Genomic DNA, 26,902 nt, shown 5'->3' with positions numbered 1-26,902 from the left:
TCGCGGCTAAACCTCGCTGAAGCTCTCGCGCAGCGCGTAAGCCTGACGCACCGGGGCAAACGAGCGGCGATGGATCGGGGTCGGGCCAAGGCGCGCCAGGGCTTCCAGATGAACGGGCGTCGGGTAGCCTTTATGACCGCCAATGCCATAGCCGGGGTAGATCAATTCGAACGCGGCCATTTCACGGTCGCGGCTGACTTTGGCCAGGATAGAGGCGGCGGCAATTGCCGGCACCTTGCTATCGCCTTTGACCACCGCTTCCGCCGGCATCGCCAGTTTCGGGCAGCGGTTGCCATCGATCATCGCCAGTTTGGGCGTGATATGCAGGCCCTCTACCGCACGCTGCATGGCGAGCATGGTGGCGTGGAGGATGTTCAGTTCGTCGATCTCTTCGACTTCGGCCCGGGCGATATGCCAGCTCAGGGCTTTCTCACAGATTTCATCGTAGAGCTTCTCACGACGAGCTTCGGTGAGCTTTTTCGAATCATTGAGGCCCAGGATCGGACGGCTCGGGTCGAGAATCACCGCCGCCGTGACCACCGCGCCGCATAGCGGGCCACGCCCTACTTCGTCAACGCCGGCCACCAGTGCGTGAGCGTCGGCGACCAGGCTGAAATCCAGGCCCATTTGCGTGGTCATAAGGCTTCCTGTTGATGGCCGATCAAGGTCAGTACGGCGTCGGCCGCCTGGTTCGAGGCATCACGACGCAAGGTGCGGTGGATGTCATCGAAACCGCGGGTTTGTTCTTCGCCGCCGTCGATCAAGGATAGCAGGGTGCGCGCGAGAGCCTCGGGCGTTGCATCGTCCTGCAACAACTCCGGCACCAACAGGCGCTGGGCCAGCAGGTTGGGCAGGGAGATGTAGGGGCTCTTGACCATGCGCTTGAGAATCCAGAAGGTCAGCGGCGCCAGGCGGTACGCCACAACCATCGGGCGCTTGTACAGCAAGGCCTCGAGGGTCGCGGTGCCCGAGGCGATCAGCACCGCGTCGCAGGCCGCCAGGGCCAGGTGCGACTGGCCGTCGAGCAAGGTCAACGGCAGGTTGCGCCCCGCCAGCAACGCTTCGATTTGCGCGCGGCGTTGCGGGCTGGCGCAGGGCAGTACGAAACGAACACCGGGCTTCAAGGCCTGCAGACGCTCGGCAGCCTCGAAAAACACACTGCCCAGGCGCCCGACTTCACCGCCCCGGCTGCCGGGCATCAGCGCCACGAGCGGACCGTCGGACAAGCCCAGCTCGGCGCGGGCCGCCGCGCGGTCGGCTTGCAAGGGGATGGTATCGGCCAGGGTGTGCCCGACAAACCGCACCGGCACGCCTTTCTCTTCGTAGAACCTGGCCTCGAACGGCAGCAAGGTCAGCATCAGGTCACAGCCTTCGCGGATCTTCAGCACACGCTTCTGCCGCCATGCCCACACGGAGGGGCTGACGTAGTGCACGGTCTTGATCCCGGCCTGACGCAATTTGAGCTCGATCGTGAGGGTGAAGTCCGGCGCGTCGATTCCGATGAACACGTCGGGCTTTTCTTCGATCAGCGTCTGGATCAGCAGCTTGCGACGAGCCAACAACTCACGCAGGCGCCCCAGCACTTCCACCAGGCCCATGACCGACAGACGTTCCATGGGAAAGTAGGACGTGAGGCCTTCGGCCTGCATCAATGGACCGCCGACACCGATGAATTCAACCGCGGGATGCCGGGCCTTGAGGGCTCGCATAAGACCTGCACCCAGAATGTCGCCAGAAGCTTCCCCGGCCACCAGCGCAATACGCAAATTGGCCATGATCAGCGGGTGATGCCGCGAGTCGACGCCTGGATCGAGTCACGGAAAACCGCGACTTCCGGGAACAACGCCGCCGGCTCGGTCAGTTGGATCAACGCCTGTTCCATTGTCAGCCCCTGGCGGTACACCACCTTGTAGGCGCGGCGCAGGGCATGGATGGCCTCTTCGCTGAAACCGCGACGGCGCATGCCTTCGAAGTTCATGCTGCGGGCTTCGGCCGGGTTGCCGAACACGGTGACAAATGCCGGAACGTCCTTGCCGATGGCAGTGCCCATGCCAGAGAAACTGTGGGCGCCGATATGGCAGTACTGGTGCACCAGGGTGAAACCGGACAGGATCGCCCAATCGTCAACGTGCACATGGCCCGCCAACGCGGTGTTGTTGACCAGGATGCAGTGGTTGCCGATCACGCTGTCATGGCCGATGTGGGCATAGGCCATGACCAGGTTGTGATCACCCAGGGTGGTTTCGGCACGATCCTGCACGGTACCACGGTGAATGGTCACGCCTTCACGGATGATGTTGTGATCACCGATTACCAGGCGGGTTTCTTCACCCTTGTACTTCATGTCGGGAGTGTCTTCGCCTACCGAGGAAAACTGGTAGATACGATTGTATTTGCCAATGCGGGTCGGACCTTTAAGGATCACGTGTGGCCCGATGACAGTCCCCTCGCCGATTTCCACACCTGCGCCGATGATCGACCAGGGGCCGACCTCAACGTCGGCGGCCAGAACGGCCGACGGATCGATGATTGCGCGAGGGTCAATCAAACTCATAGTTTGCGTTCCGCGCAGATGATCTCGGCGGAGCACACCGGCTTGCCATCCACCGAGGCCTGGCATTCGAACTTCCAGATCTGGCGTTTGCAACTGATGAACTTGGCTTCCAGGATCAACTGGTCACCCGGCGTGACCGGGTTGCGAAAACGCAATTTGTCCGAGCCCACGAAATAGTAAAGCGTACCGTCGGCAGGCTTGAGGTCGAGCATTTTGAAACCAAGAATACCGGCGGCCTGGGCCATCGCCTCAATGATCAACACACCCGGCATGATTGGATGCGCGGGAAAATGACCGTTGAAGAACGGCTCGTTGATGCTGACATTCTTGTAGGCACGAATGCGCTTTTCCTCGACATTGAGGTCCACTACGCGGTCCACCAGCAGGAACGGGTAACGGTGAGGCAGGTATTCGCGAATCTCGTTGATGTCCATCATTTCGGGGGGAAGCCTGTAATAAAGATTGGGGGCGGGCGACTAAACGCACGCCCCGCTAGCAAATCAAGGAGGCAGTCTAGCGGCTGTGCACACTTGATATGGAAATGGTATCAGCCTTCTGATGAAGCATTACCGCCAGGGGTCACGTCCCCAACACGCTTTTCCAGCTGCTTGAGACGTCGAGCCATGTCGTCGAGCTGTCTCAAACGCGCTGCACTCTTGCGCCATTCAGCCGCGGGCTGCATGGCTGTCCCGGAAGAGTAGGCACCCGGCTCGGTAATCGAGTGGGTCACCATGGTCATGCCGGTGATGAAAACGTTGTCGCAAATATCGATATGCCCCACCAGCCCGACGCCACCGGCGAGCATGCAATGCTTACCGATCCTGGTACTGCCGGAAATCCCCACGCACGCCGCCATGGCGGTATGATCGCCGATCTGCACGTTGTGGGCGATCTGGATCTGGTTATCGAGCTTCACGCCGTTGCCGATCACGGTATCAGCCAACGCCCCGCGATCAACGGCCGTGTTCACGCCGATTTCCACGTCGTCGCCAATCAGTACGCCGCCGACCTGAGCAATCTTGTGCCAGACACCCTTGGCGTTGGCAAAGCCGAAGCCTTCACCTCCAATCACGGCGCCGGACTGGATAACCACCCGCCGCCCGATACGTACGTCGTGGTACAGGGTAACGCGAGGCGCCAGCCAGCCATCGGCACCGATCTCGCAGCGCGCACCGATAAAGCAGTGAGCCCCTACCGTGACGCCTGCGGCGATGCGCGCACCACTTTCGATCACCGCAAAGGCGCCAATGCTCGCAGCTGGGTCTACCTGAGCGTCATCGGCGATCACCGCTGACGGATGAATACCGCCGGCTGCCTTGGGTTTGGGATCGAACAGGTGCGACACCCGCGCATAGGCCAGGTACGGGTCGGCTACCACCAGCGCTTCCCCGGCAAACCCTTCGGCGTCAGCGGCCTTCAGCAACACGGCTGCGGCTTGGCTGTCTACCAGGTATTTACGGTATTGGGGATTTGCGAGGAAGCTCAACTGAGCTGGGCCAGCCTCCTGCAAAGTGGCTAGCCCAGTAATTTCCTTCTCCGGGGAGCCACGCAAGGTGGCCCCCAGGAACTCGGCCAACTCGCCGAGCTTGATAGTCGCGGTCATGGCTTACTTCAGCTGGTTCATGCGCTCGATCACCTGGCGGGTGATGTCGTATTGAGGCTTGACGTCGATGACCGCGCCACGTTCGAACACCAGGTCAAAGGCACCTTTCTTGATGACTTCTTCCACAGCGCTGTCGAGTTTCGGCTTGAGCTGCTTGAGCATTTCGCGGTCGGCAACAGCCTTGGCTTCGTTCAGTTCCTTGGATTGGAACTGGTAGTCACGGGCCTTTTGCTTGAATTCAAGCTCCAGGCGCTCGCGCTCGCCTTGCTGCATCTTGTCGCCACCGGCTACCAGGCGGTCCTGGATACCCTTGGCACTGCTTTCCAGAGTCTTGAGCTTGTTCAGTTGCGGACCGAACTTTTTCTCGGCATCCACGGCGTATTTCTTGGCCGCGTCGGATTCCAGCAACGCCATCTGATAGTTCAGGACGGCGATTTTCATTTCGGCGAAGGCCGGTGTGGTTACCAGCACGGTGGCCAGCAGAACCAATTGAGTCAACTTACGCACGATGTACTCCTACAGAATCCGTTGTCGTTATCTTGGGTCAGACGCTTAGAACGTCTGGCCGAGGGAGAATTGGAAAATCTGGGTTTCAGCGTTATCCGGTTTCTTGATCGGCATGGCCAGAGCAAAGCTCAATGGGCCCAGCGCAGTCACCCAAGTCACTCCCACGCCCACGGAGCTCGCCATGTTGCTGAGGCTCACGTCGTTGCACTGAGTGTTGGACTTCACGCCACTCGGGTTGGTGATCTGCTCGCACTTGGAGTCGAACACGTTACCCACATCCCAGAAGACCGAGGTCCGCAGGGAGCGCTGATCTTTCACGAACGGCAGCGGGAACAGGATTTCAGCACCGCCCTGGATCAGCACGTTACCACCGAATGGCAACGGTTTATTGTCCGAGTCAACAGAGGTGCCCTGGTTACCGGTTACGCCAACACCGCGGCTCGGGGTACCACGTGGACCGAGGGTGCTGTCCTTGAAGCCACGTACGGAGTTGAAACCACCCGCATAGTAGTTTTCATAGAACGGCAGACCGCTGGTCGAACCGTAACCGTCGCCATAGCCCAACTCAGTGTGCAGGCGCATGGTGTAGTTATCGCTCAGCGGCTGGAACAACTGGCCACGGTAGTCGAGTTTGAAGAACGACAGGTCGCTGCCCGGCGTGGTGGTTTCCAGGGTCAGGCTCTGGGAGTGGCCACGGGTTGCCAGTACGCCTTTGTTCAGGGTCGACTCGGACCAGCCGGCAGACGCCTTGAAGTTCAGGAACTTGTCACCTTCACGACGGGTAAAGTCGAAGATCTCGTCCACGGTGAACACACCGGTCTTGATCTCATCCTGCTGGGCGGTCAGGCCAAACGTCAGGCGAGACGTCTCGCTGATCGGGTAACCGATGTTGACACCAGCACCCAGGCTGTCGATCGCATAACTTGCCACATCGACATCGAGGTCTTTGTAGTCGGTGGTGCGGTAGAAGGCGTTATAGCCCAGGCTCACGCCGTCGGCGGTCCAGTAGGGGTCGACATAACCGAAGTTATAACGGCTCTGGTATTGGCTTCGGGTCAGGCCGATGGAGACCTTGTTACCGGTACCAAGGAAGTTGTTCTGGGTGATCGAACCACCAAGGATCAGACCGGCGCTCTGTGCGAAGCCGACGCTGGCGGTGATGGAACCCGACGCTTGTTCTTCCACGGCGTAGTTCACGTCAACCTGGTCATCCACGCCCGGTACGGCCGGGGTCTCGACGTTGACTTCCTTGAAGAAGCCCAGGCGTTCAAGACGGGTCTTGGACTGGTCGATCAGGTAAGTCGACGCCCAGCCGCCTTCCATCTGGCGCATTTCGCGGCGAAGCACTTCGTCGGCGGACTTGGTGTTGCCACGGAAGTTGATGCGGTTCACGTAGGCACGCTTGCCTGGGTCGACCACAAAGGTAATGTCCACGGTGTGGTCATCGTCGTGCGGGGTCGGTACACCGTTGACGTTGGCGAAGGTATAGCCTTCGTTACCCAGGCGGCGGGTGATCAGTTCGGAGGTGGTGGTCATCAGCTTGCGCGAGAACACCTGGTCCTTCTGCACCAGCAGCAGGGACTTGACCTGGTCTTCAGGCACTTTCAAGTCGCCGCTCAGCTTGACGTCACGAACCTTGTACTTCTCGCCTTCGTTGACGTTGACGGTGATATAGACGTGCTTCTTGTCCGGGGTGATGGACACCTGGGTCGAAGCGATATCCATGTTGATATAGCCACGGTCCAGGTAGTAGGAACGCAGGCGTTCCAGGTCACCGGAGAGTTTTTCGCGGGCATACTTGTCATCGTTCTTGAAGAACGACAGCCAGTTGGTGGTCTTGAGCTCGAACAGGTCGATCAGGTCTTCATCAGCGAACTTGGTGTTGCCCACCACGTTGATGTGCTGGATGGCCGCCACGGTTCCTTCGTTGATGTTGACCTTGAGGCCCACACGGTTACGAGGCTGCGGCACCACTTCCGTTTCCACGGTCGCGGAGTAGCGACCCTGGGCAACGTATTGGCGTTGCAACTCGTTACGCACGCCCTCAAGGGTCGCGCGCTGGAAGATCTCGCCCTCGGCCAGGCCGGATTGCTTGAGCCCCTTCATCAGGTCTTCAGTGGAGATCGCCTTGTTGCCCTCGATCTCGATACTGGCGACGGAAGGTCGCTCGACGACAGTGATGACCAGGACGTTGCCTTCGCGACCCAGTTGGATGTCTTGAAAGAACCCGGTTTTGAACAGCGCACGAGTGGATTCCACCAGGCGACGATCATCCGCCTGTTCCCCAACGTTCAACGGCAAGGCACCAAAGACGCTACCCGCGGAAACCCGCTGGAGGCCATTGACGCGAATATCGGAGATGGTGAAGGACTCGGCGTGAACTTCGGCGATCATCAATACGGTGAGAACCGCAGTTAGCAGCAGACGTTTCATGAAGTCCTTTCTTATTCCAACTGGCAATAAACAAACTGCCGCAAAATGCGGCAGATTCGCAATTCAGCGAAGCGTTACAGTCGACCCAGATCGTTGACCAGGGCTAATAACATCACCCCGACCACCAAACTGATACCGATCTGTATCCCCCAACCTTGCACCCGATCCGACAAGGGGCGACCACGCACCCACTCGACCAGATAAAACAACAGATGCCCCCCATCCAATACTGGAATGGGCAACAAATTCAGAACACCCAGGCTGATACTCAGATAAGCCAGGAAATTCAGGAAATCCACGACGCCCGACTGGGCAGAAGCGCCCGCCACTTTAGCAATGGTTATCGGCCCACTCAAGTTTTTTACCGAGAGCTCGCCGAACAACATTTTCTTGAGCGACTCGAGGGTCAGCACACTCATGGTCCAAGTGCGTTTTGCACCCTCGCCAATTGCCGCCAATGGCCCGAAGCTGACTTCGCGCACCATCGATGGCGGCCATTCGACAGCTTTGACGCCAGCACCCAGGTAACCCCCGGCCGCCTTGGCTTCCCCACGAACCGCCAGGGTCACCGGGACGTCAATTTGAGCACCGTCACGCTCAACTTTCAGCACAATTTTGGTATCGGGACGCACACGCACCAGATCGACAACTTGCTGCCAGTCACCCAGCGCCTGCCCATCGAGGGCCAACAAGCGATCGCCGGTTTTCAGACCCGCGGCCTGTGCGGGGCCCTTCGGATCCAGCTCGGCGAGGACCGGCGGCAGCGCAGGGCGCCACGGGCGGATCCCCAGGGACTTGATCGGATCGGGCTCATCGGCGCCTTTGAGCCAATGGTCCAAGGCCAGCGACCGTGGGGTTTCAGCGCTGGAATCCTGCTCGCGCACCACCACATTCACGGTGCCGCTCTCGCCCAGGCGACGCACCAACTGCAGATTGACGGCACCCCAGCCCGTGGTGGGCTCGCCATCAATGGAAACGATTTCCTGCCCCGCCACCAGGCCGGCCCTGGCTGCGATGCTGTCCGCCTCGACCGCGCCGATCACCGGCCGCACCTGCTGGCTGCCCAGCATGGCCAACACCCAGAAGAACAGCATCGCCAACAGGAAGTTGGCGATCGGACCGGCGGCGACGATGGCAATACGCTGACGAACGGTCTTGCGATTGAAGGACTGGTCCAACTGATCGGCCGGCACTTCGCCTTCGCGCTCATCGAGCATCTTGACGTAGCCACCCAACGGAATCGCCGCAATCACGAACTCAGTGCCACGACGATCATGCCAGCGCAGCAACGGCATGCCGAAACCAATGGAAAAGCGCAGTACCTTGACGCCGCAACGACGCGCCACCCAGAAGTGGCCGAATTCGTGGAAGGTAACCAGCACACCCAGAGCAACCAGGGTGCCGACAATCATGTAAAGCGCACTCATCTAATTTCTCCGCATTCCAATCCAGTGCCTGAAGGCTCAAACACGCCCACAAGCTAACGCGCCTTGCGGTTCAACCATTGTTCGGCCAAGGCCCTGGCCTTGGTATCCGCCTCGAACACCGCCGCCAGGTCATTCACCGCCACCACAGGTTCAAGACTCAGAACGTCCTCGATGATACTCGCGATCTGCGGAAAGCGGATGCGCCGTTCGAGAAACGCCGCCACAGCCACTTCATTGGCCGCATTGAGCATCGCCGGCGCGCTGTCGCCAGCCTCTGCCGCTTGCCGCGCCAGGCGCAGACAAGGAAAACGTTGCTCGTCCGGCGCCTGGAAGTCCAGGCGGGCAATCGCGAACAAATCCAATGGCGCCACGCCAGAATCAATCCGCTCCGGCCAGGCCAGGGCATTGGCGATCGGCGTGCGCATATCGGGGTTACCCAATTGGGCCAACACCGAACCATCCACGTAGTCGACCAGGGAATGAATCACACTTTGGGGGTGAATCACCACCTCGACCTGCTCCGGTCGCGCGTCGAACAACCAGCAGGCCTCGATCAACTCCAGACCCTTGTTCATCATGCTGGCCGAATCCACGGAGATCTTGCGCCCCATGGACCAGTTCGGATGGGCGCACGCCTGATCCGGAGATACATGTTCCAGCTCAGTCAGCGGCGTCTGTCGGAACGGCCCACCCGAGGCCGTCAGCAGGATGCGGCGCACCCCCACCTGGCTCAGGCCACGCGCATAGTCACCCGGCATGCACTGGAAGATCGCGTTGTGCTCACTGTCCAGGGGCAGCAGAACGGCACCGCTTTTGCGCACCGCCTGCATAAAGAGCGCGCCGGACATTACCAGCGCCTCCTTATTGGCCAACAGGATTTTCTTGCCGGCATCGACGGCGGCCAAGGTTGGCCGCAGACCGGCGGCACCGACAATCGCCGCGACCACCGTATCCACCTCGGCATCGGCCGACACCTGGCACAACCCCTCCTCCCCCGCCAACACCTGAGTGGCCAGCCCCGCAGCCCGCAGATCATCCTGCAGGCCGCGAGCCGCCGCGGCTTCAGGGACGACGGCAAAGCGCGGCGCATGACGCACGCATAGCGCCAGCAACTCGCTCAAGCGGCTGAAGCCGGTCAAGGCGAAGACCTGATAGCGATCAGGGTGGCGAGCGATCACATCCAGGGTGCTCAACCCTACCGAGCCGGTAGCACCGAGCACGGTCACTTGTTGCAGGCGGCTCACGAGGCGGTCATCCACAACAGCACGGCAAAGATGGGGATGGCGGCGGTAAGGCTGTCGATACGGTCAAGCACCCCACCATGGCCCGGCAGCAGGTTGCTGCTGTCCTTGATCCCGGCCTGGCGCTTGAACATGCTTTCTGTGAGGTCGCCCACCACCGAGATGAACACGACGATGGCAGTGCCCAACAAGGCCAGCAAGATGTTCTGGACCGACCAATCGCGCACCACGCCGACTACCAGCGTGATCGCCAGGGTCAAGGCCAGGCCACCATACACGCCCTCCCAGCTCTTACCGGGACTGACCGCCGGCGCCAGCTTACGCTTGCCGAACGCCCGCCCAGAGAAGTAGGCACCGATGTCGGCGCCCCAGACCAGCACCATCACCGCCATGATCAGCCAGTTGCCCATCGACGAATGCTTGATCAGCACCAGCCCCTGCCAGGCCGGCAGCAGGATCAACAAGCCAATCACCAGCTTGCAGGCCACGCTGGACCAATGACCACTGGTCTGCGGGTAGGTCAGCACCAGGAATGTCGCCACCCCCCACCACAATACCGCCGCCCCCAACACCCAGGGCGCAACATCCGGCAGGATATACATCAGAAACAGCAGCAGCGCCACGACAGCGGCGTACACCACGCGCGGCAACTGCGCGCCGAACCCCGACAGGCGTGCCCACTCCCAGGCGCCCAGGGTCACGACCAGGCCGATAAACAGCGCAAAGCCGGAACCCTCCAGCAGGAAAAAGCCACACAAGGCAATGGGCAACAGGATCAATGCGGTGATGATTCGTTGTTTAAGCATTTAAACCCGGGCTCCAGCTTCGATCTGCTCGCTCGTTTTACCGAAGCGACGCTGACGGGAAGCGAAATCAGCCAGCGCAGTGCGCATGGCATCGTGTTTGAAGTCCGGCCAGAACAGGTCGGAGAAGTACAGCTCGGTGTAAGCCAGCTGCCACAAGAGGAAATTGCTGATGCGGTGCTCGCCACCGGTACGGATGCACAAGTCCGGCAAGGGCAGGTCGCCCGTCACCAGGCAGGTTTGCAACAGTTCGGGCGTGATGTCGTCCGGACACAGATGACCGGCCTGCACTTCGCGGGCAAGGCGCTGCGCCGCCTGGGCAATATCCCACTGGCCGCCGTAGTTGGCTGCAATCTGCAACACAAAACGGTTGGCACCAGCAGTGATGGTCTCGGCTTCGCGCATGGCCGCCTGCAGTTCCGGATGAAACCGCGAGCGATCGCCAATGATGCGCAGGCTGATGTTGTTGTCATTGAGGCGCTTGGCCTCACGCCGCAACGCCTTGAAGAACAGATCCATCAAGGCGCTGACTTCTTCGGCGGGCCGCTGCCAGTTTTCACTGGAAAAAGCGAACAAGGTCAGCACTTCGACCTTGGCCTCGGCGCATACCTCAATCACCGCCCGCACCGCGTCGACACCCGCTTTATGCCCGGCGACACCCGGCATAAAGCGCTTTTTCGCCCAGCGATTATTCCCATCCATGATGATCGCGACATGGCGCGGCACCACTGAGGGTACAGTCTGCTTGGTCTTTTGCATGAAGGCGTCCTGACCCCTTATACGGCCATCAGGTCCTTTTCTTTTTCTTCCGTGGCCTTGGTGATCTGGGCCTCGGCGTCCTTGGTCAGTTTATCGATATCGGCGACAGCACGACGCTCTTCGTCTTCACTGATTTCCTTGTCCTTGACCAGTTTTTTCAGGTCACCCAAGGCATCACGACGGATGTTACGCACGGCGACGCGTGCATCTTCCGCCGCACTGCGCGCCTGCTTGGTGAAGCCCTTGCGGGTTTCCTCGGTCAGCGCTGGCATGGAGATCAGCAGCAATTCGCCCAGGTTGGTCGGGTTGAGGTTCAGGCCGGCGCTCTGGATCGCTTTGTCGACCGCTGCAAGCATGTTGCGCTCGAAGGCCACGACCTGCAGGGTACGCGAGTCCTTTACGGTCACGTTGGCCACGCTGCTCAGCGGAGTATCGGCGCCATAGTAAGGCACCATCACGCTGCCCAGGATGCTCGGGTGCGCCTTGCCGGTACGAATCTGGCCGAATGCGTGGCTCAGAGACTCCAGGGATTTCTGCATACGCGCTTGGGCGTCTTTCTTGATTTCGTTGATCATTGTTGGCCTTCCTCGATCAGAGTCCCTTCCGCGCCGCCGTGTACGATATTCAGCAGGGCACCGGGCTTGTTCATGTTAAATACGCGCAGCGGCATCTTGTGGTCGCGGCACAGGCAAATAGCCGTCAGGTCCATGACACCCAGCTTGCGATCCAGCACTTCATCGTAGGTCAGATGATCGAACTTCTCGGCATGCGGGTCTTTGAATGGGTCCGCGGTGTACACGCCATCCACCTTGGTCGCCTTGAGCACCACGTCAGCATCGATCTCGATGGCGCGCAGGCAAGCCGCCGAATCGGTGGTGAAGAACGGGTTACCCGTGCCGGCAGCGAAGATCACCACTTCCTTGGAGTTCAGGTGGCGCATGGCTTTGCGGCGATCATAGTGATCGGTCACGCCGACCATGGAAATAGCCGACATCACGATAGCCGAGATATTGGCACGCTCCAGTGCGTCGCGCATTGCCAGGGCGTTCATCACAGTGGCCAGCATGCCCATGTGGTCACCGGTGACCCGATCCATGCCGGCCGCACTCAGTGCCGCACCGCGGAACAGGTTGCCGCCGCCGATCACCAGGCCCACTTGTACGCCAATGCCAACCAACTGGCCGACTTCCAGCGCCATGCGGTCGAGCACCTTGGGATCGATCCCGAACTCTTCCGAGCCCATCAGGGCCTCGCCGCTGAGCTTGAGTAGAATGCGTTTATAGCGAGCCTGATAACCACTGCCCTGCTGAGCCATTGCGAATCTCTCCTGCGGCGTATTTTTTGAAAAATCTTGGCGAGCCGTTTACGGCTTGCGTTCACTCTAGCTGGACGCTGTCACAGCGCCATCGGAACACGGCTTTGTAAGCCAGTTCCGGGAAGAAGCCAAATAAAATCAGCCTTCCCATTTGAAAAGAGGCTGCGCGCGTGAGCGGGCAGCCTCTTTCGGGCGACAGTTGAAAACTGTCTTATTGCTTGGCGGCAGCCAGCTGGGCAGCAACTTCTTCAGCGAAGTTGTCGACCGGCTTCTCGATGCCTTCGCCTACTTTGAAGTAAGTGAAGGAAACGATTTCAGCACCGGCCTTCTTGGCCAGCTCGCCAACCTTGACTTCAGGGTTCTTGACGAACGCCTGCTCAACCAGGCTTGCTTCGGCCAGGAACTTGCTGATACGGCCTTTGACCATGTTTTCAACAATATTGTCTGGCTTGCCTTTGATTTTCTCTTCGTTCAGCTGCAGGAACACAGCTTTTTCACGCTCGATCGCTTCGGCAGAAACTTCCGAAGGCAGCAGGAACTCAGGGTTGCTGGCCGCTACGTGCATAGCGATGTCTTTGGCCAGTTCAACGTTGCCGCCTTTCAGGACAACTGCAACACCGATCTTGTTGCCGTGCAGGTAACCACCGACAACATCACCTTCAACGCGAACCAGGCGACGGATGTTGACGTTTTCGCCAACCTTGCCGACCAGTACCAGGCGATCGGCTTCTTGAGCTGCGATCAGCGGAGCGACGTCAGTCAGTTTGTCGGCGAACGCTTTTTCAACGCTGGCGGCAACAAAAGTCTTGAAGTCGTCCTGCAGGGCCAGGAAGTCGGTCTGCGAGTTCACTTCCAGCAGAACAGCGGATTTGCCGTCTTCTTTCAGAGCGATAGCGCCTTCAGCAGCCACGTTGCCTGCTTTTTTGGCAGCCTTGATCGCGCCGGAAGCACGCATATCATCAATGGCTTTTTCGATGTCGCCGCCAGCCTTTTCCAAGGCCTTCTTGCAATCCATCATGCCTTCGCCGGTACGCTCACGCAGTTCTTTAACCAACGCTGCAGTAATTGCTGCCATTTTCAAATTCCTCTTGGATAGGTTTTCAACCATTCCACCCGATCGAACGGGCGTTCAATTCTTCCCGAACCACCCTTGTTAACCGCTGCACGTTACAACTGCTGTAGCTGTGCTGCTCACAAATGGTTTTCGAGGTGGCAAAAAGGGGGCCAAGCCCCCTTTTTGCTTACTGAGTCAACGCCAGGGCGTCAATTACTCAGCTGCGGCTACCGGAGCTTCTTCAACGAACTGCTCGGTACCACCAGCAACGTGGTTGCGACCACGGATAACAGCATCAGCCATCGAACCCATGTACAGCTGGATAGCGCGGATTGCGTCATCGTTGCCTGGGATGATGTAGTCAACGCCTTCCGGGCTGCTGTTGGTATCGACTACGCCGATAACAGGGATGCCCAGCTTGTTGGCTTCGGTGATCGCGATGCGCTCGTGGTCAACGTCGATAACGAACAGTGCGTCAGGCAGACCGCCCATGTCCTTGATACCACCCAGGGAACGATCGAGCTTTTCCAGGTCACGGGAGCGCATCAGCGCTTCTTTCTTGGTCAGCTTGGCGAACGTACCGTCTTCGGCCTGCACTTCAAGGTCACGCAGACGCTTGATGGAAGCACGGATGGTTTTGAAGTTGGTCAGCATGCCGCCCAACCAGCGGTGATCGACGTACGGCGAACCGCAACGTGCAGCTTCTTCAGCTACGATCTTGCCAGCGGAACGCTTGGTGCCGACGAACAGAATCTTGTTTTTGCCCTGGGCCAGGCGTTCTACGAAAGTCAGCGCTTCGTTGAACATCGGCAGGGTTTTTTCAAGGTTGATGATGTGGATCTTGTTACGCGCGCCGAAAATGTATTTACCCATTTTCGGGTTCCAGTAACGGGTCTGGTGACCGAAGTGCACACCGGCCTTCAGCATATCGCGCATGTTGACTTGGGACATGATAGTTCCTTAATAAGTCGGGTTTGGCCTCCACGTATCCCAATGACCAACCAGCGGCATCAAGGCCTCCGGCACCCAGGTCATCGTGTCGACACGTGTGTGGATTTAAGCTTTACGGGGTATCCCCGGAAAGCGGCGCATTTTATACCACACGAAGGGCGAAAACGAAACCTGCAATCACATTTTGCCTGCGCGACTTCTACGCAAGCCGTTGAATAGCGCGGATATAACCCCATCTCATAGAGAGAAGCGATCGTCAGGGGCTCATGGTTTGCTGCCCGCGTCTGTTAGAATCGCGTTTTTTGGCGCTTGTGCGAATTGCGCAACCTTTTATCGCACGCCCGTAAACCGTATTGATTTCAGCGCGTCGCGCTAGAGAGAGCCTGTATGACCGTTAGTTTGAAAACCGCCGAAGACATCGCCGGCATGCGCATTGCCGGCAAACTGGCCGCCGACGTGCTGGAGATGATTGCCGAACACGTCAAGCCCGGCGTCACCACCGAAGAACTGAACCAGATCTGCCACGACTATATAGTCAATGTGCAAAAGGCTATCCCTGCGCCGCTGAACTACAAAGGCTTTCCCAAGTCGATCTGCACCTCGGTCAACCACGTGGTCTGCCACGGGATTCCGGGCGACAAGCCGTTGAAGGACGGCGACACCCTGAACATCGACGTCACCGTGATCAAGGACCGCTACTTCGGCGACACCAGCCGCATGTTCCATGTCGGTACCGTGCCGGTCTGGGCAGAGCGCCTGTCCCAGGTCACCCAGGAATGCATGTACAAGGCCATCGAAATCGTCAAGCCCGGCTGCCGCCTGGGCGATATCGGTGAAGTGATCCAGAAGCACGCCGAAAAGAACGGCTTTTCGGTGGTACGCGAATTCTGCGGCCATGGCATCGGCACGGTGTTTCATGAAGAACCGCAGATCCTGCACTACGGCCGCGCCGGCACCGGTATGGAGCTCAAGGCAGGCATGACCTTCACCATCGAGCCGATGATCAATCAGGGCAAGGCTGACACCAAGGTGCTGGGCGACGGCTGGACCGCCATCACCAAGGACCGCAAGCTCTCGGCCCAGTGGGAACACACCCTGCTGGTCACCGAAACAGGCTACGAGATCTTCACCCTGCGCGCCGACGACACGATCCCACGCGTTTCGGCCTGAAGATTTGCCAGGTTTTCCCACAGCGTGTTGTGACTGACTGATAGATAGAAGGAAAGCCGATCGATGCCCCAGGTGGACCCCGAACTCTTCGACCGTGGCCAGTTCCAGGCCGAACTGGCCCTGAAGGCGAGCCCCATCGCCGCTTTCAAGAAGGCGATCCGCCAGGCCCGCGAAGTGCTCGATGCGCGCTTTCGCAGCGGCCGGGACATCCGCCGGCTGATCGAGGACCGCGCCTGGTTCGTCGATAACATCCTGCAAAAGGCCTGGGAACAGTTCAACTGGAGCGAAGACGCCGATATCGCCCTGGTGGCCGTCGGCGGCTACGGTCGCGGCGAACTGCATCCCTACTCCGACATCGACCTGCTGATCCTGCTGGACAGTGCCGATCATGAGATCTTTCGCGATTCCATTGAGCGTTTTCTCACGCTGCTGTGGGACATTGGCCTGGAAGTCGGCCAAAGCGTGCGCTCGGTGGACGAATGCGCCGAAGAAGCCCGCGCCGACCTGACCGTCATCACCAACCTGATGGAAAGCCGCACCATTGCCGGCCCCGAGCGCCTGCGCCAACGCATGCTGGAAGTCACCAGCACCGCTCACATGTGGCCGAGCAAAGACTTTTTCCTGGCCAAGCGCGCCGAGCAGAAGGCCCGTCACCACAAATACAACGACACCGAATACAACCTGGAGCCCAACGTCAAAGGCTCGCCGGGCGGGCTGCGCGATATCCAGACGATCTTGTGGGTCGCCCGTCGCCAGTACGGCACCCTGAACCTGCGGGCCCTGGCCGGCGAAGGTTTTTTGGTGGAGAGCGAAAACGCCCTGCTCGCCTCCTCCCAGGAGTTCCTGTGGAAAGTGCGCTACGCCCTGCACATGCTGGCGGGTCGCTCCGAAGACCGCCTGCTGTTCGATCACCAGCGCTCCATCGCCACCCTGCTGGGCTTTGAAGGCGAAGACGCGAAGACCAGCATCGAAAGCTTCATGCAGCAGTACTACCGGGTGGTCATGAGCATTGCCCAGCTCAGCGACCTGATCATCCAGCACTTCGAAGAGGTGATCCTGGCCCCTGAAGACGAGGCGCCGCCGCAGCCGATCAATGCGCGCTTTCAGCTGCACGACGGCTATATCGAAGCGCGCAGCGACCATGTGTTCCACCGCACGCCGTTCGCCATGCTGGAAATCTTCGTACTGATGGCCCAGCAGCCGGAAATCAAGGGCGTCCGCGCCGACACCATCCGCCTGCTGCGGGAAAACCGTCATCTGATCGACGACGACTTTCGCAACGATATCCGCAACACCAGCCTGTTCATCGAGCTGTTCAAGTGCAAGATCGGTATCCACCGCAACCTGCGCCGCATGAACCGCTACGGCATTCTCGGGCGCTATTTGCCGGAATTCGGCTTTATCGTCGGGCAGATGCAACATGACCTGTTCCACATCTATACCGTGGACGCCCACACCCTGAACCTGATCAAGCACCTGCGCAAATTGCAATACACCCAGGTATCAGAGAAATTCCCGCTGGCCAGTAAGCTGATGGCCAAGCTACCCAAGCCCGAGCTGATTTACCTGGCCGGGCTTTACCACGATATCGGCAAGGGCCGGCATGGCGACCACTCGGAGGTCGGCGCGGTCGACGCCGAGGCGTTCTGCCAGCGCCACCAGTTGCCGCAGTGGGACAGCCGCCTGATCGTCTGGCTGGTGCAGAACCACCTGGTGATGTCGACCACCGCCCAGCGCAAGGACTTGTCCGACCCGCAGGTGATCCACGACTTCGCGCAGATCGTCGGCGATGAAACCCGCCTCGACTACCTGTACGTGCTGACCGTCTCCGACATCAACGCCACCAACCCCACCTTGTGGAACTCCTGGCGCGCGAGCCTGTTGCGCCAGCTGTACACCGAGACCAAGCGCGCCCTGCGCCGCGGCCTGGAGAACCCGGTGGACCGCGAAGAGCAGATCCGCCGTACCCAAAGCGCAGCCCTGGATATCCTGGTACGCGGCGGCAACGACCCGGATGACGTCGAGCAACTGTGGTCGCAACTGGGTGACGACTACTTCCTGCGCCACACCGCCGGTGATGTGGCCTGGCACACCGATGCGATCCTGCAGCAGCCCGCCGACGGCGGCCCACTGGTGCTGATCAAGGAAACCACCCAGCGCGAGTTCGAAGGCGGCACGCAGATCTTCATCTACGCACCCGACCAGCACGACTTCTTCGCGGTGACCGTGGCAGCCATGGACCAGCTCAACCTGAACATTCATGACGCTCGGGTCATCACCTCCAGCAGCCAGTTCACCCTCGACACCTACATCGTGCTCGACACCGAAGGCGAGTCCATCGGCGATAACCCGGCGCGGGTGAAAAAGATCCGCGACGGCCTGAATGAAGCCCTGCGCAACCCGGACGACTACCCGACCATCATCCAACGTCGAGTGCCGCGCCAGCTCAAGCATTTTGCCTTTGCACCGCAGGTCACCATCTCCAACGATGCGCAGCGCCCGGTCACGGTGCTGGAACTCAGCGCCCCGGATCGCCCGGGCCTGCTGGCCCGCATCGGCGGGATCTTCCTGGAATTCGACCTGTCGTTGCAGAACGCCAAGATTGCGACCCTCGGCGAGCGGGTGGAAGACGTGTTTTTCATCACCGATGCCGATAACCAGCCGCTGTCCGACCCGGAACTGTGCCTGCGCCTGCAGGCGGCGATCGTGCAGCAGCTGAGCGTGCCCCAGGAACCGGGCGTCGAACTGACCAGACTGACCATTTGAATTAATTTAACGTCCCAGTGGGCACGGTCCTGTGGGAGCTGGCTTGCCTGCGATGGCATCGACTCGGTATGGCTGATACACCGAGTGCCCGCATCGCAGGCAAGCCAGCTCCCACAAAAAGCCGTCCTCATCCTGATCGAGGCCCTTATGAACAACGCCCTGAACCAACTGCAGCCCTACCCGTTCGAGAAATTGCGCGCCCTGCTGGGCAGCGTCACGCCGACCCCGGACAAGCGCCCGATTGCACTGTCCATCGGCGAGCCCAAGCACACATCCCCGACGTTCGTGGCCGAGGCCCTGAGCAACAACCTCGACCAGATGGCGGTGTACCCCACCACCCTGGGCATTCCTGCACTGCGCGAGGCCATTGGTGCCTGGTGCGAACGCCGCTTCAACGTGCCCAAGGACTGGCTGGACCCGGCGCGCAACATCCTGCCGGTCAACGGCACCCGCGAAGCACTGTTCGCCTTCACCCAGACCGTGGTCAACCGTGGCGACGACGCGCTGGTGGTGAGCCCGAACCCGTTCTACCAGATCTACGAAGGCGCCGCGCTCCTGGCCGGGGCCAAACCGCACTACCTGCCCTGCCTGGACGCCAATGGCTTCAACCCGGATTTCGACGCCGTGACGCCAGACATCTGGAAACGCTGCCAGATCCTGTTCCTGTGTTCCCCCGGCAACCCGACCGGCGCGCTGATCCCGGTCGAAACCCTGAAAAAACTCATTGCCCTGGCCGACGAATACGACTTCGTGATCGCCGCCGACGAGTGCTACAGCGAGCTGTACTTCGACGAGCAAACCCCGCCGCCAGGCCTACTGAGCGCCTGCGTCGAACTGGGTCGCCAGGACTTCAAGCGCTGCGTGGTGTTCCACAGCCTGTCCAAGCGCTCCAACCTGCCGGGCCTGCGCTCCGGGTTCGTAGCCGGCGACGCCGAGATCCTCAAGGCCTTCCTGCTGTACCGCACCTATCACGGTTGCGCGATGCCGGTACAAACCCAGCTGGCCAGCATCGCCGCCTGGCAGGACGAAGCCCATGTACTGGCCAACCGTGACCTGTACCGCGAGAAATTCGACGCGGTGCTGGCGATCCTCAAGCCGGTGCTGGATGTGCAACACCCCGACGGCGGGTTCTACCTGTGGCCCAATGTGAATGGCGACGACGCGGCGTTCTGCCGGGACTTGTACGTGGAAGAACACGTGACCGTGGTGCCGGGCTCGTACCTGTCGCGGGAAGTGGATGGTTTCAACCCGGGTGCCGGGCGCGTGCGCCTGGCGCTGGTTGCGCCGCTGGCAGAGTGCGTGGAAGCGGCTGAGCGAATCAGGGACTTTATCCAGCGCCACAAATAAGCACTTCGACACCCGCACTGTGCAATGCAGTGCGGGCCCGTTTGTTGATCAGAACAAGGAACTCTTTACTCGACGATCACCACCACCTGAAACCTATTTCAGGAGTCGAGTCAATGAACATCACCATCCCGACATCGTTCACCCCTCCCGCGCCCACTCACGACGACGGCAATGCAGCGCCAGCGCGCGTCGAACGAAAAAAAGAGGCGTTGCCGAGACCAACAAACGATGGCCCGACGGCGTCATCACCGTTGCACTGGATTTGAGAGATGCGAAAAGCAATGCGCTGGTAATCGATGCGCTCAGGGAGTGGGCTCATCACACCCCCGCGCTTCGCTTTCAAATTACCCATGGCAAAGAGGGTGACATTCGCATCTCCGATGACGAAGGACTGAAAGGCAACTGGTCCATGTTGGGTACCGACGCGAAAGACGTGCCCCAAGGTGAGCCCACGATGCATTTGGACAGGAACGACAACTCAAAAGAGTTTCGTCGGATAGCCTTGCATGAGATCGGGCATGCACTGGGACTTGAACATGAACATCAACATCCAGAGCACGACATCAATTGGAACGAGGAGGCTGTATCCACAGCCGCCAAGCAAAACAACAACTGGGACCAAGAATACGTTTACCACAACCTGTTCAAACTCCTGACCGGAGACGGTCTGCTCATCACGGCCTACGATAAAAAATCCGTGATGCACTATCCCATCGACCCCAGCGCAACTACAGATAATAGAGGGGTTGCGACCAATGATTCCTTATCAGACGCAGACAAGAAAATCATCCGCAAGCTTTACACTCCCGGACGCTTTCAAAGCGATGATTCCAAGTCGGCGCAATGACCAGAAGCCGCAGGCTATCCAGGGGTCAACGTCCCCAGGTTCGCCTCGCTCATGTCCAGTTCTGCCAATACCTCTCGCAACACGTCATCACCAATCTGGTGATGACGGCTCAGGCTGTACAACTCCAACCGCTGCGCGCGCAGGGCCTTGAGGCGTAATTTGCGCTCAAGCAGGTCCATCTGCCGTGCCAGTGCCTGGGCTTCGGCCGAGTCGTTGAACACATCAAGCTGATGGCGATACTCCGACATCAACCGCGCCTTGAGCTCAGCGGCCAATGCGGCCTGGGCCGCATCCTGGGTGTCGCCCCCCGCGGGCTCGTCGGTCTCCAAGGCATGGATGGCGGCCACCGCAGTCTTTTTCCACGCTTCACGCACTTCATTGTGACGCTTCTCATCAGGGCTCTTTTCGATGCCACGCAACAACAGTGGCAAGGCGATGCAGGCGGCGATCAGTGAAAGCAGGATCACCCCGGCCGCAATAAAGATCAGCAGATCGCGCTCGGGGAAGTCTTTGCCCGGCGCCAGCCACAAAGGCACCGACATCACACCCGCCAACGTCACCGCACCGCGCACCCCGCCGACCGTCAACAGCCAGCAGGACCGGGCGGTGGGTACCAGCGTCAGCTCGCTTTTCCCACGCAGGCGGCGCAATAACCCCGACAGCCTCCAGATGCTCTGTACCCAGATAAAACGCAGCACCACCAGCACCAGGAAAATCGCAATCACGTCCAGGCAGCGATACAGCAGGGTCGGCCACAGCGTCGACTCATGGCTGACCACCGCCTTGATAATGTCCGGCAGTTGCAGGCCCAGCAGCAGGAAGATCAAGCCATTGAAGGCAAACTCCAGCAACGACCAGACGCTGCGGTTGAGCAGGCGCGTACTGGTCTGGCGTGGCAGCAGGTCGAGCCAGCTTTGCATCATGCCCGCCGCGACGGCCGAGAGAATGCCCGATGCGCCCAGGCGCTCAGCCAATACATAGGCAGCAAACGGCAACAGCAACATAAACACCACATGCGTTGCCGGGTCGTCCCAGCCCCGAGCGATCATCCAGGCACGCAAGCGACCGACCAACCAACTTAATGCCACCCCAACCGCCAGGCCACCGACGGCCACCAGCACAAAGGTCAGGCCTGCATCGGCCAGGGAAAACACGCCCGTCAACGCCGCGGCCAAGGCGAACTTGAACGTCACCAGGCCCGACGCATCATTCATCAAGGCCTCGCCCTGGAGCATGTGCATCAGTGGCGTGGGCAAGCGGTTCTGGGAAATGGCCGACACCGCCACGGCATCCGTCGGCGACAACACGGCTGCCAGGGCGAAGGCTACCGACAGCGGAATCGTAGGCAGTATCCAATGAATGAAGTAACCGGCTCCCACCACAGTAAACAGCACCAACCCCACGGCCAGCGTCAGGATCGGCCCGCGCAGGCGCCACAACTCACGCTTGGGCATGCGCCAGCCATCGGAAAACAGCAACGGCGGCAGGAACAGAAACAGGAACAGCTCCGGGTCCAGTGCCACATGCAACCCCAGCGTCGGCCAGGCCAGCAGGGCACCGGCAGCGATCTGCACCAACGGCAAGGGTAGCGGAATGACACGCCCGACCAGACGCGAAACACTGACCAGCATCAGCAGGATAAGAACGGTGTAGGCGGTTTGCATAACGCGGGGTTCCCGGACAATCGACTTGCAACGACACACATCAGGCAACACATCGCCGTTGAAGTGCCATATTAGCTGCCTATGCTGCGCGAAGGCTTTTGCACAAACGTCGCACGCGGGTGCAGGCGCGGTTGACAAGCGGCACCCAAAACCGCTGGGCGTGGCATAATCCGTGACCTTTTCACTTTCATCAGCCCAAAGGGGGGCAATTCCTTGACCGCTTCAAGCAAAACGTTGCACCTTTTCGGCATCAAAGCCTGCGACACCATGAAGAAAGCGCGCACCTGGCTCGATGAGCACGCGCTGAGCTATGAGTTCCACGACTACAAAACAGCCGGTATCGACCGCGAACACTTGACCCAATGGTGCAACGAGCACGGTTGGCAGGTGGTGTTGAACCGTGCGGGCACCACCTTTCGCAAACTCGAAGACGAACGCAAAGCCGATCTCGATCAGTCGAAAGCCATTGAATTGATGCTCGCACAACCGTCGATGATCAAGCGCCCAGTGCTCGATCTCGGTGACAGAACCCTGATTGGCTTCAAGCCAGATAGTTATTCGGCGGCCCTCAAGTAGGCCAGCCATTCCATTTTTGTAGAGGTAACAGCATGTCCCATTCCCTGTTCAGCCTGGGCTTCGGCGTCGGCACTCAGAACCGCCAAGGTGCTTGGCTGGAAGTGTTTTACGCACAACCGTTGCTTAACCCGTCGGCTGAAATCGTCGCAGCCATCGCGCCGATCCTCGGTTACACCGAGGGCAATCAGGCCATCACCTTCACCGTCACCCAGGCCCTGCAACTGGCTGACGCCCTCAAAGGCGTCGACACAGCTCAGGCCGCCCTGCTGAGCCGTCTGGCAGAAAGCCACACGCCGCTGGTCGCCACCCTGCTGGCCGAAGACGCGGCCCTGACCTCCACCCCCGAGGCCTACCTCAAGCTGCACCTGCTGTCCCATCGCCTGGTCAAGCCCCACGGCCTGAACCTGGCCGGTGTGTTCCCGCAACTGCCGAACGTGGCCTGGACCAGCCAGGGCGCGATCGACATCGCGGAACTGGCCGAACGCCAACTGGAAGCGCGTCTGCGTGGCGAGCTACTGGAAGTGTTCTCGGTGGACAAATTCCCGAAAATGACCGACTACGTAGTCCCCGCCGGTGTGCGTATCGCTGACGCCGCGCGTCTGCGCCTGGGTGCGTATGTGGGCGAAGGCACCACTGTGATGCACGAAGGCTTCGTCAACTTCAACGCTGGCACCGAAGGCCCGGGCATGATCGAAGGCCGCGTCTCGGCGGGCGTGTTCGTCGGCAAGGGCTCGGACCTGGGTGGCGGTTGCTCCACCATGGGCACTCTGTCGGGCGGCGGCAACATCGTGATCAAGGTCGGCGAAGGCTGCCTGATCGGCGCCAACGCCGGTATCGGTATCCCGTTGGGCGACCGCAACACCGTGGAATCGGGCCTGTACGTCACCGCCGGCACCAAGGTTGCACTGCTGGACGAGCAGAACCAACTGGTCAAAGTGGTAAAGGCGCGCGAACTGGCCGGCCAGGCGGACCTGCTGTTCCGCCGTAACTCCGAGACCGGTGCCGTGGAATGCAAAACCCACAAATCGGCCGTCGAACTGAACGAAGCGCTGCACGCTCACAACTAAGCAGCCACTCGATGCCACTGGCGGGCCGTGTCTTTCGGGGCACGGCCCGCTTATACGAGTATTGATCACATGCTTGTGCCCTCCCTCTGGCGCGCCGACTTTCCGGCCATCGCCACGCTGCAACGGCAAGACCAGACCTATCTGGACAGCGCCGCCACCACGCAAAAACCTCAAGCCCTGCTGGACGCAATCAGCCATTACTACGCCAATGGCGCCGCCAATGTGCACCGTGCCCAACATCTGCCGGGGGCGCACGCGACCCAGGCCTTTGAAGACAGTCGCAGCAAGGTTGCACAGTGGTTGAACGCAGGTGACAGCGGGCAAATCGTGTTTACCCACGGCGCAACCTCTGCGCTGAACCTCCTGGCCTATGGCCTTGAGCACTTATTCAATGCGGGCGATGAGATTGTCATCAGCGCCCTGGAACACCACGCCAACCTGCTGCCCTGGCAGCAACTGGCCAAACGTCGAGCACTCACGCTGGTGGTATTGCCGCTGGGTGATGACGGCGTGATTGACCTGCAAGCCGCCGCCGAATTGATCGGCCCACGCACGCGGTTGCTGGCGGTGAGCCAGCTGTCCAACGTGCTGGGCGCCTGGCAGCCCCTGCAGGCATTGCGCGCGCTGGCTCAGGCACACGGCGCCCTGACCGTGGTGGACGGCGCCCAGGGCATCGTCCATGGCCGCCACGACGTGCAGGCCCTGGGCTGTGATTTCTATGTCTTTTCCAGCCACAAGCTCTACGGCCCGGACGGCGTCGGCGTGCTCTACGGCCGCCACGACGCCTTGCATCACCTGCGCCACTGGCAGTTCGGTGGCGAAATGGTGCAGCAGGCGGACTACCAAAGTGCCAGCTTTCGCCCCGCGCCTCTCGGTTTCGAAGCCGGTACTCCGCCGATCGCCAGCGTGATCGGCCTCGGGGCAACCCTGGATTACCTGGGCTCGCTGGATCAACCGGCGGTGATCGCCCACGAAGCCGCCCTGCATGACTACCTGTTGCGCGGTTTGAAAGCACGCAACGGCGTGCGCGTGCTGGGCTCGCCGCAGGTGGCGCTGGTCAGCTTCGTGGTGGACGGCGTGCACAACGCCGACCTTGCACACCTGCTGACCGAGCAAGGCATTGCCGTGCGTGCCGGGCACCACTGCGCAATGCCGCTGCTCAAGGCGATGCACTTGTCGGGCGCGATCCGGGTATCCCTGGCGCTGTACAACGACTCCGACGACCTGGAACGCTTCTTCGAAGCGCTGGACCAGGCGCTGGAGATGCTGCGATGAGCCTGCCGGCGGAAGCGGTGGCCGCGCTCGAGGCTTTTCAGGCCGTCGGCAGTTGGGAGCAGCGCGCGCGAATGCTGATGCAGTGGGGCGAGCGCCTGCCTGCGTTGGCGACTGAAGATAAGGTCGACGCCAACCTGGTGCAAGGTTGTGAAAGCCTGGTGTGGCTGGTGGGGCGCTTGCAGGAAGGCCATTGGCAATTTGCCGCCAGCAGCGATGCGCGGATGATTCGTGGTTTGGTGTCGTTGCTGCTGGCGCGGGTCAATGGCTTGTCGGCGGCTGAGTTGCAGGCGGTTGATTTGCCGGATTGGTTTGCGCAACTAGGCCTGTCGCGACAGTTGTCGCCGTCGCGCAGCAATGGTTTGAATGCAGTGTTGCAGCGCATGCGCGAACTCAGCCATACACAAAACTAAATGTGGGAGCTGGCTTGCTCGCGAATGCGCTGGATCAGTCAATGATGCAGCGACTGACACTCTGCTTTCGCGAACAAGCCCGCTCCCACATTTCGATCCATATCAGGCAGTAATCATTCAGTGGGTTTGACCCGCTCCGAAGGCCTACGCACCCCGGCCACAATCTTGTCCACCGCCTTGGTCGCCGCCACCATGCCGAAGGTGGCCGTGACCATCATCACCGCGCCAAACCCGCCGGCGCAGTCCAGCTTCACCCCGTCACCGACAAAGCTCTTCTGCAAACAAATGCTGCCGTCCGGCTTGGGATAGCGCAGTTGCTCGCTGGAAAACACGCACGGCACGCTGTAGTGGCGGGTCACGGTACGCGAGAAACCATAGTCGCGGCGCAAGGTAGAGCGCACCTTCGAAGCCAGCGGGTCGTTGAAGGTGCGGTTCAGGTCGCACACTTGGATCAACGTCGGGTCAATCTGCCCGCCAGCGCCGCCGGTGGTAATGATCTGGATCTTGCGACGTTTGCACCAGGCAATCAGGGCGGCCTTGGCGTTGACCGCATCGATGCAGTCGATCACGCAGTCGATGTCAGGAGTGATGTACTCGGCCATGGTGTCGCGGGTGACGAAGTCCGCCACCGCATGCACGGTGCACGCCGGGTTGATAGCGCGCAGGCGCTCTGCCATCACTTCGACCTTGGGTCTGCCAACGGTGCTGTCCAGAGCGTGCAACTGGCGGTTGCTGTTGCTGACGCAAACGTCGTCCAGGTCGAACAGCGAAATCTCGCCCACCCCGCACCGGGCCATGGCTTCGGCTGCCCAGGAGCCGACGCCGCCGACGCCGACGATTGCCACATGGGCCGCTTTCAAGCGTTCCAGGCCTTCAATGCCATACAAGCGGGCGACGCCTGCAAACCGTGGATCTTCTGTACTCATGACCATTACCCCAAAAACCGGCGCGCATTATAGGGCTACGCAGCGACAAGTTTTAAGCTACAAGCTACAAGTAAAGAACTTAGATGTCCTTTCGCTGACTAACGTCCGGCTTTTCTCTGTCTGCTATACGCTTAGAGGAAGGCCGGTGTAGGATGCGCGCCGTTCGGCGCAGGCCGGCACCTCTTTTCGTTCCACACCTTTTGGAAC

25 protein-coding genes are annotated in these 26,902 nt (G+C 60.2%); 8 read left to right on the top strand and 17 right to left on the bottom strand.

Annotation, left to right across the window (positions count from 1 at the left end; translation table 11 throughout):
• Positions 1-6: 6 nt before the first annotated feature.
• The 15 genes from rnhB to rpsB all read right to left on the bottom strand — a co-directional run bounded on the left by rnhB (position 7) and on the right by rpsB (position 14,647).
• Positions 7-639, bottom strand: coding sequence for a ribonuclease HII (gene rnhB / locus AB4O05_RS11110; RefSeq protein WP_460130961.1), 633 nt, complete (start codon positions 637-639; stop codon positions 7-9).
• Entirely contained in the window at positions 636-1,775 is a 1,140-nt protein-coding gene (gene lpxB / locus AB4O05_RS11105; RefSeq protein ID WP_460130964.1) for a lipid-A-disaccharide synthase, read from the bottom strand. Before lpxB ends, rnhB begins: the two co-directional genes overlap by 4 nt.
• A gap of 2 nt (positions 1,776-1,777) precedes the next feature.
• The gene (lpxA, locus tag AB4O05_RS11100; protein ID WP_460130965.1) at positions 1,778-2,554 is read right to left on the bottom strand and encodes an acyl-ACP--UDP-N-acetylglucosamine O-acyltransferase; all 777 of its coding nucleotides are present in this window, start codon (positions 2,552-2,554) and stop codon (positions 1,778-1,780) included.
• Entirely contained in the window at positions 2,551-2,991 is a 441-nt protein-coding gene (gene fabZ, locus AB4O05_RS11095) for a 3-hydroxyacyl-ACP dehydratase FabZ (RefSeq protein WP_003172281.1), read from the bottom strand. Before fabZ ends, lpxA begins: the two co-directional genes overlap by 4 nt.
• Positions 2,992-3,101: 110 nt before the next feature.
• Positions 3,102-4,157 carry a UDP-3-O-(3-hydroxymyristoyl)glucosamine N-acyltransferase gene (lpxD, locus tag AB4O05_RS11090; RefSeq protein ID WP_460130967.1) on the bottom strand — a complete coding sequence of 352 codons (1,056 nt, stop codon included), beginning with the start codon at positions 4,155-4,157 and terminating at the stop codon, positions 3,102-3,104.
• Between the two features lie 3 nt (positions 4,158-4,160).
• Positions 4,161-4,664 carry an OmpH/Skp family outer membrane protein gene (locus tag AB4O05_RS11085; RefSeq protein WP_460130969.1) on the bottom strand — a complete coding sequence of 168 codons (504 nt, stop codon included), beginning with the start codon at positions 4,662-4,664 and terminating at the stop codon, positions 4,161-4,163.
• A gap of 45 nt (positions 4,665-4,709) precedes the next feature.
• Positions 4,710-7,097 carry an outer membrane protein assembly factor BamA gene (bamA, locus tag AB4O05_RS11080; protein ID WP_460130972.1) on the bottom strand — a complete coding sequence of 796 codons (2,388 nt, stop codon included), beginning with the start codon at positions 7,095-7,097 and terminating at the stop codon, positions 4,710-4,712.
• Positions 7,098-7,171: 74 nt separating this feature from the next.
• Positions 7,172-8,524 (bottom strand): sigma E protease regulator RseP, encoded by a 1,353-nt coding sequence (gene rseP, locus AB4O05_RS11075; RefSeq protein ID WP_460130973.1) that lies wholly within the window; start codon positions 8,522-8,524, stop codon positions 7,172-7,174.
• Positions 8,525-8,577: 53 nt separating this feature from the next.
• Positions 8,578-9,768, bottom strand: a complete 1,191-nt coding sequence (ispC, locus tag AB4O05_RS11070) for a 1-deoxy-D-xylulose-5-phosphate reductoisomerase (RefSeq protein ID WP_460130975.1) — start codon at positions 9,766-9,768, stop codon at positions 8,578-8,580.
• Positions 9,765-10,571 carry a phosphatidate cytidylyltransferase gene (locus AB4O05_RS11065; protein ID WP_460130978.1) on the bottom strand — a complete coding sequence of 269 codons (807 nt, stop codon included), beginning with the start codon at positions 10,569-10,571 and terminating at the stop codon, positions 9,765-9,767. The genes ispC and AB4O05_RS11065 overlap by 4 nt, the downstream gene beginning before the upstream one ends.
• Positions 10,572-11,327, bottom strand: coding sequence for a polyprenyl diphosphate synthase (gene uppS / locus AB4O05_RS11060; RefSeq protein ID WP_460130980.1), 756 nt, complete (start codon positions 11,325-11,327; stop codon positions 10,572-10,574).
• Positions 11,328-11,344: 17 nt separating this feature from the next.
• Positions 11,345-11,902 (bottom strand): ribosome recycling factor, encoded by a 558-nt coding sequence (gene frr, locus AB4O05_RS11055; protein WP_043049618.1) that lies wholly within the window; start codon positions 11,900-11,902, stop codon positions 11,345-11,347.
• Complete coding sequence (pyrH, locus tag AB4O05_RS11050; RefSeq protein ID WP_003189161.1) at positions 11,899-12,642, bottom strand: UMP kinase; 744 nt, start codon at positions 12,640-12,642, stop codon at positions 11,899-11,901. Before pyrH ends, frr begins: the two co-directional genes overlap by 4 nt.
• Positions 12,643-12,853: 211 nt before the next feature.
• Positions 12,854-13,717: a translation elongation factor Ts gene (gene tsf / locus AB4O05_RS11045; protein WP_460137619.1), complete on the bottom strand. Its 864-nt coding sequence runs from the start codon at positions 13,715-13,717 to the stop codon at positions 12,854-12,856.
• 192 nt (positions 13,718-13,909) lie between these two features.
• Positions 13,910-14,647 carry a 30S ribosomal protein S2 gene (rpsB, locus tag AB4O05_RS11040; protein ID WP_003189158.1) on the bottom strand — a complete coding sequence of 246 codons (738 nt, stop codon included), beginning with the start codon at positions 14,645-14,647 and terminating at the stop codon, positions 13,910-13,912.
• Positions 14,648-15,034: 387 nt separating this feature from the next.
• Between rpsB and map the strand changes: the two genes are divergently transcribed.
• The 4 genes from map to AB4O05_RS11020 all read left to right on the top strand — a co-directional run bounded on the left by map (position 15,035) and on the right by AB4O05_RS11020 (position 20,777).
• On the top strand, positions 15,035-15,817 hold the full coding sequence (map, locus tag AB4O05_RS11035; protein WP_017529698.1) for a type I methionyl aminopeptidase: 783 nt from the start codon (positions 15,035-15,037) through the stop codon (positions 15,815-15,817).
• 63 nt (positions 15,818-15,880) lie between these two features.
• Positions 15,881-18,583: a [protein-PII] uridylyltransferase gene (locus tag AB4O05_RS11030; RefSeq protein ID WP_460130983.1), complete on the top strand. Its 2,703-nt coding sequence runs from the start codon at positions 15,881-15,883 to the stop codon at positions 18,581-18,583.
• A 147-nt stretch (positions 18,584-18,730) separates the two neighbouring features.
• A complete protein-coding gene (dapC, locus tag AB4O05_RS11025) occupies positions 18,731-19,930 on the top strand; it encodes a succinyldiaminopimelate transaminase (RefSeq protein WP_460130984.1) in 1,200 nt (399 codons plus the stop codon).
• Positions 19,863-20,777, top strand: coding sequence for a M12 family metallopeptidase (locus AB4O05_RS11020; RefSeq protein WP_460130985.1), 915 nt, complete (start codon positions 19,863-19,865; stop codon positions 20,775-20,777). Before dapC ends, AB4O05_RS11020 begins: the two co-directional genes overlap by 68 nt.
• 14 nt (positions 20,778-20,791) lie before the next feature.
• Here AB4O05_RS11020 and AB4O05_RS11015 read toward each other — a convergent pair whose 3' ends face one another.
• Complete coding sequence (locus tag AB4O05_RS11015; protein ID WP_460130987.1) at positions 20,792-22,441, bottom strand: Na+/H+ antiporter; 1,650 nt, start codon at positions 22,439-22,441, stop codon at positions 20,792-20,794.
• A 267-nt stretch (positions 22,442-22,708) separates the two neighbouring features.
• Here AB4O05_RS11015 and AB4O05_RS11010 point away from each other — a divergent pair, with 267 nt between their 5' ends.
• From AB4O05_RS11010 to AB4O05_RS10995, 4 genes are all read left to right on the top strand, one after another.
• A complete protein-coding gene (locus AB4O05_RS11010) occupies positions 22,709-23,017 on the top strand; it encodes an arsenate reductase (protein ID WP_241092152.1) in 309 nt (102 codons plus the stop codon).
• 32 nt (positions 23,018-23,049) lie between these two features.
• Positions 23,050-24,084 (top strand): 2,3,4,5-tetrahydropyridine-2,6-dicarboxylate N-succinyltransferase, encoded by a 1,035-nt coding sequence (gene dapD / locus AB4O05_RS11005; RefSeq protein ID WP_460130989.1) that lies wholly within the window; start codon positions 23,050-23,052, stop codon positions 24,082-24,084.
• A gap of 69 nt (positions 24,085-24,153) precedes the next feature.
• A complete protein-coding gene (locus AB4O05_RS11000; protein WP_460130991.1) occupies positions 24,154-25,359 on the top strand; it encodes an aminotransferase class V-fold PLP-dependent enzyme in 1,206 nt (401 codons plus the stop codon).
• Positions 25,356-25,769, top strand: coding sequence for a SufE family protein (locus AB4O05_RS10995; protein ID WP_460130994.1), 414 nt, complete (start codon positions 25,356-25,358; stop codon positions 25,767-25,769). Before AB4O05_RS11000 ends, AB4O05_RS10995 begins: the two co-directional genes overlap by 4 nt.
• Before the next feature lie 113 nt (positions 25,770-25,882).
• Here AB4O05_RS10995 and tcdA read toward each other — a convergent pair whose 3' ends face one another.
• Positions 25,883-26,695, bottom strand: coding sequence for a tRNA cyclic N6-threonylcarbamoyladenosine(37) synthase TcdA (tcdA, locus tag AB4O05_RS10990; RefSeq protein WP_460130996.1), 813 nt, complete (start codon positions 26,693-26,695; stop codon positions 25,883-25,885).
• Positions 26,696-26,902: the final 207 nt, after the last annotated feature.

Source organism: Pseudomonas sp. S1_G07, from assembly GCF_054668565.1.
This window is presented reverse-complemented; position numbering and strand designations above follow the sequence as displayed.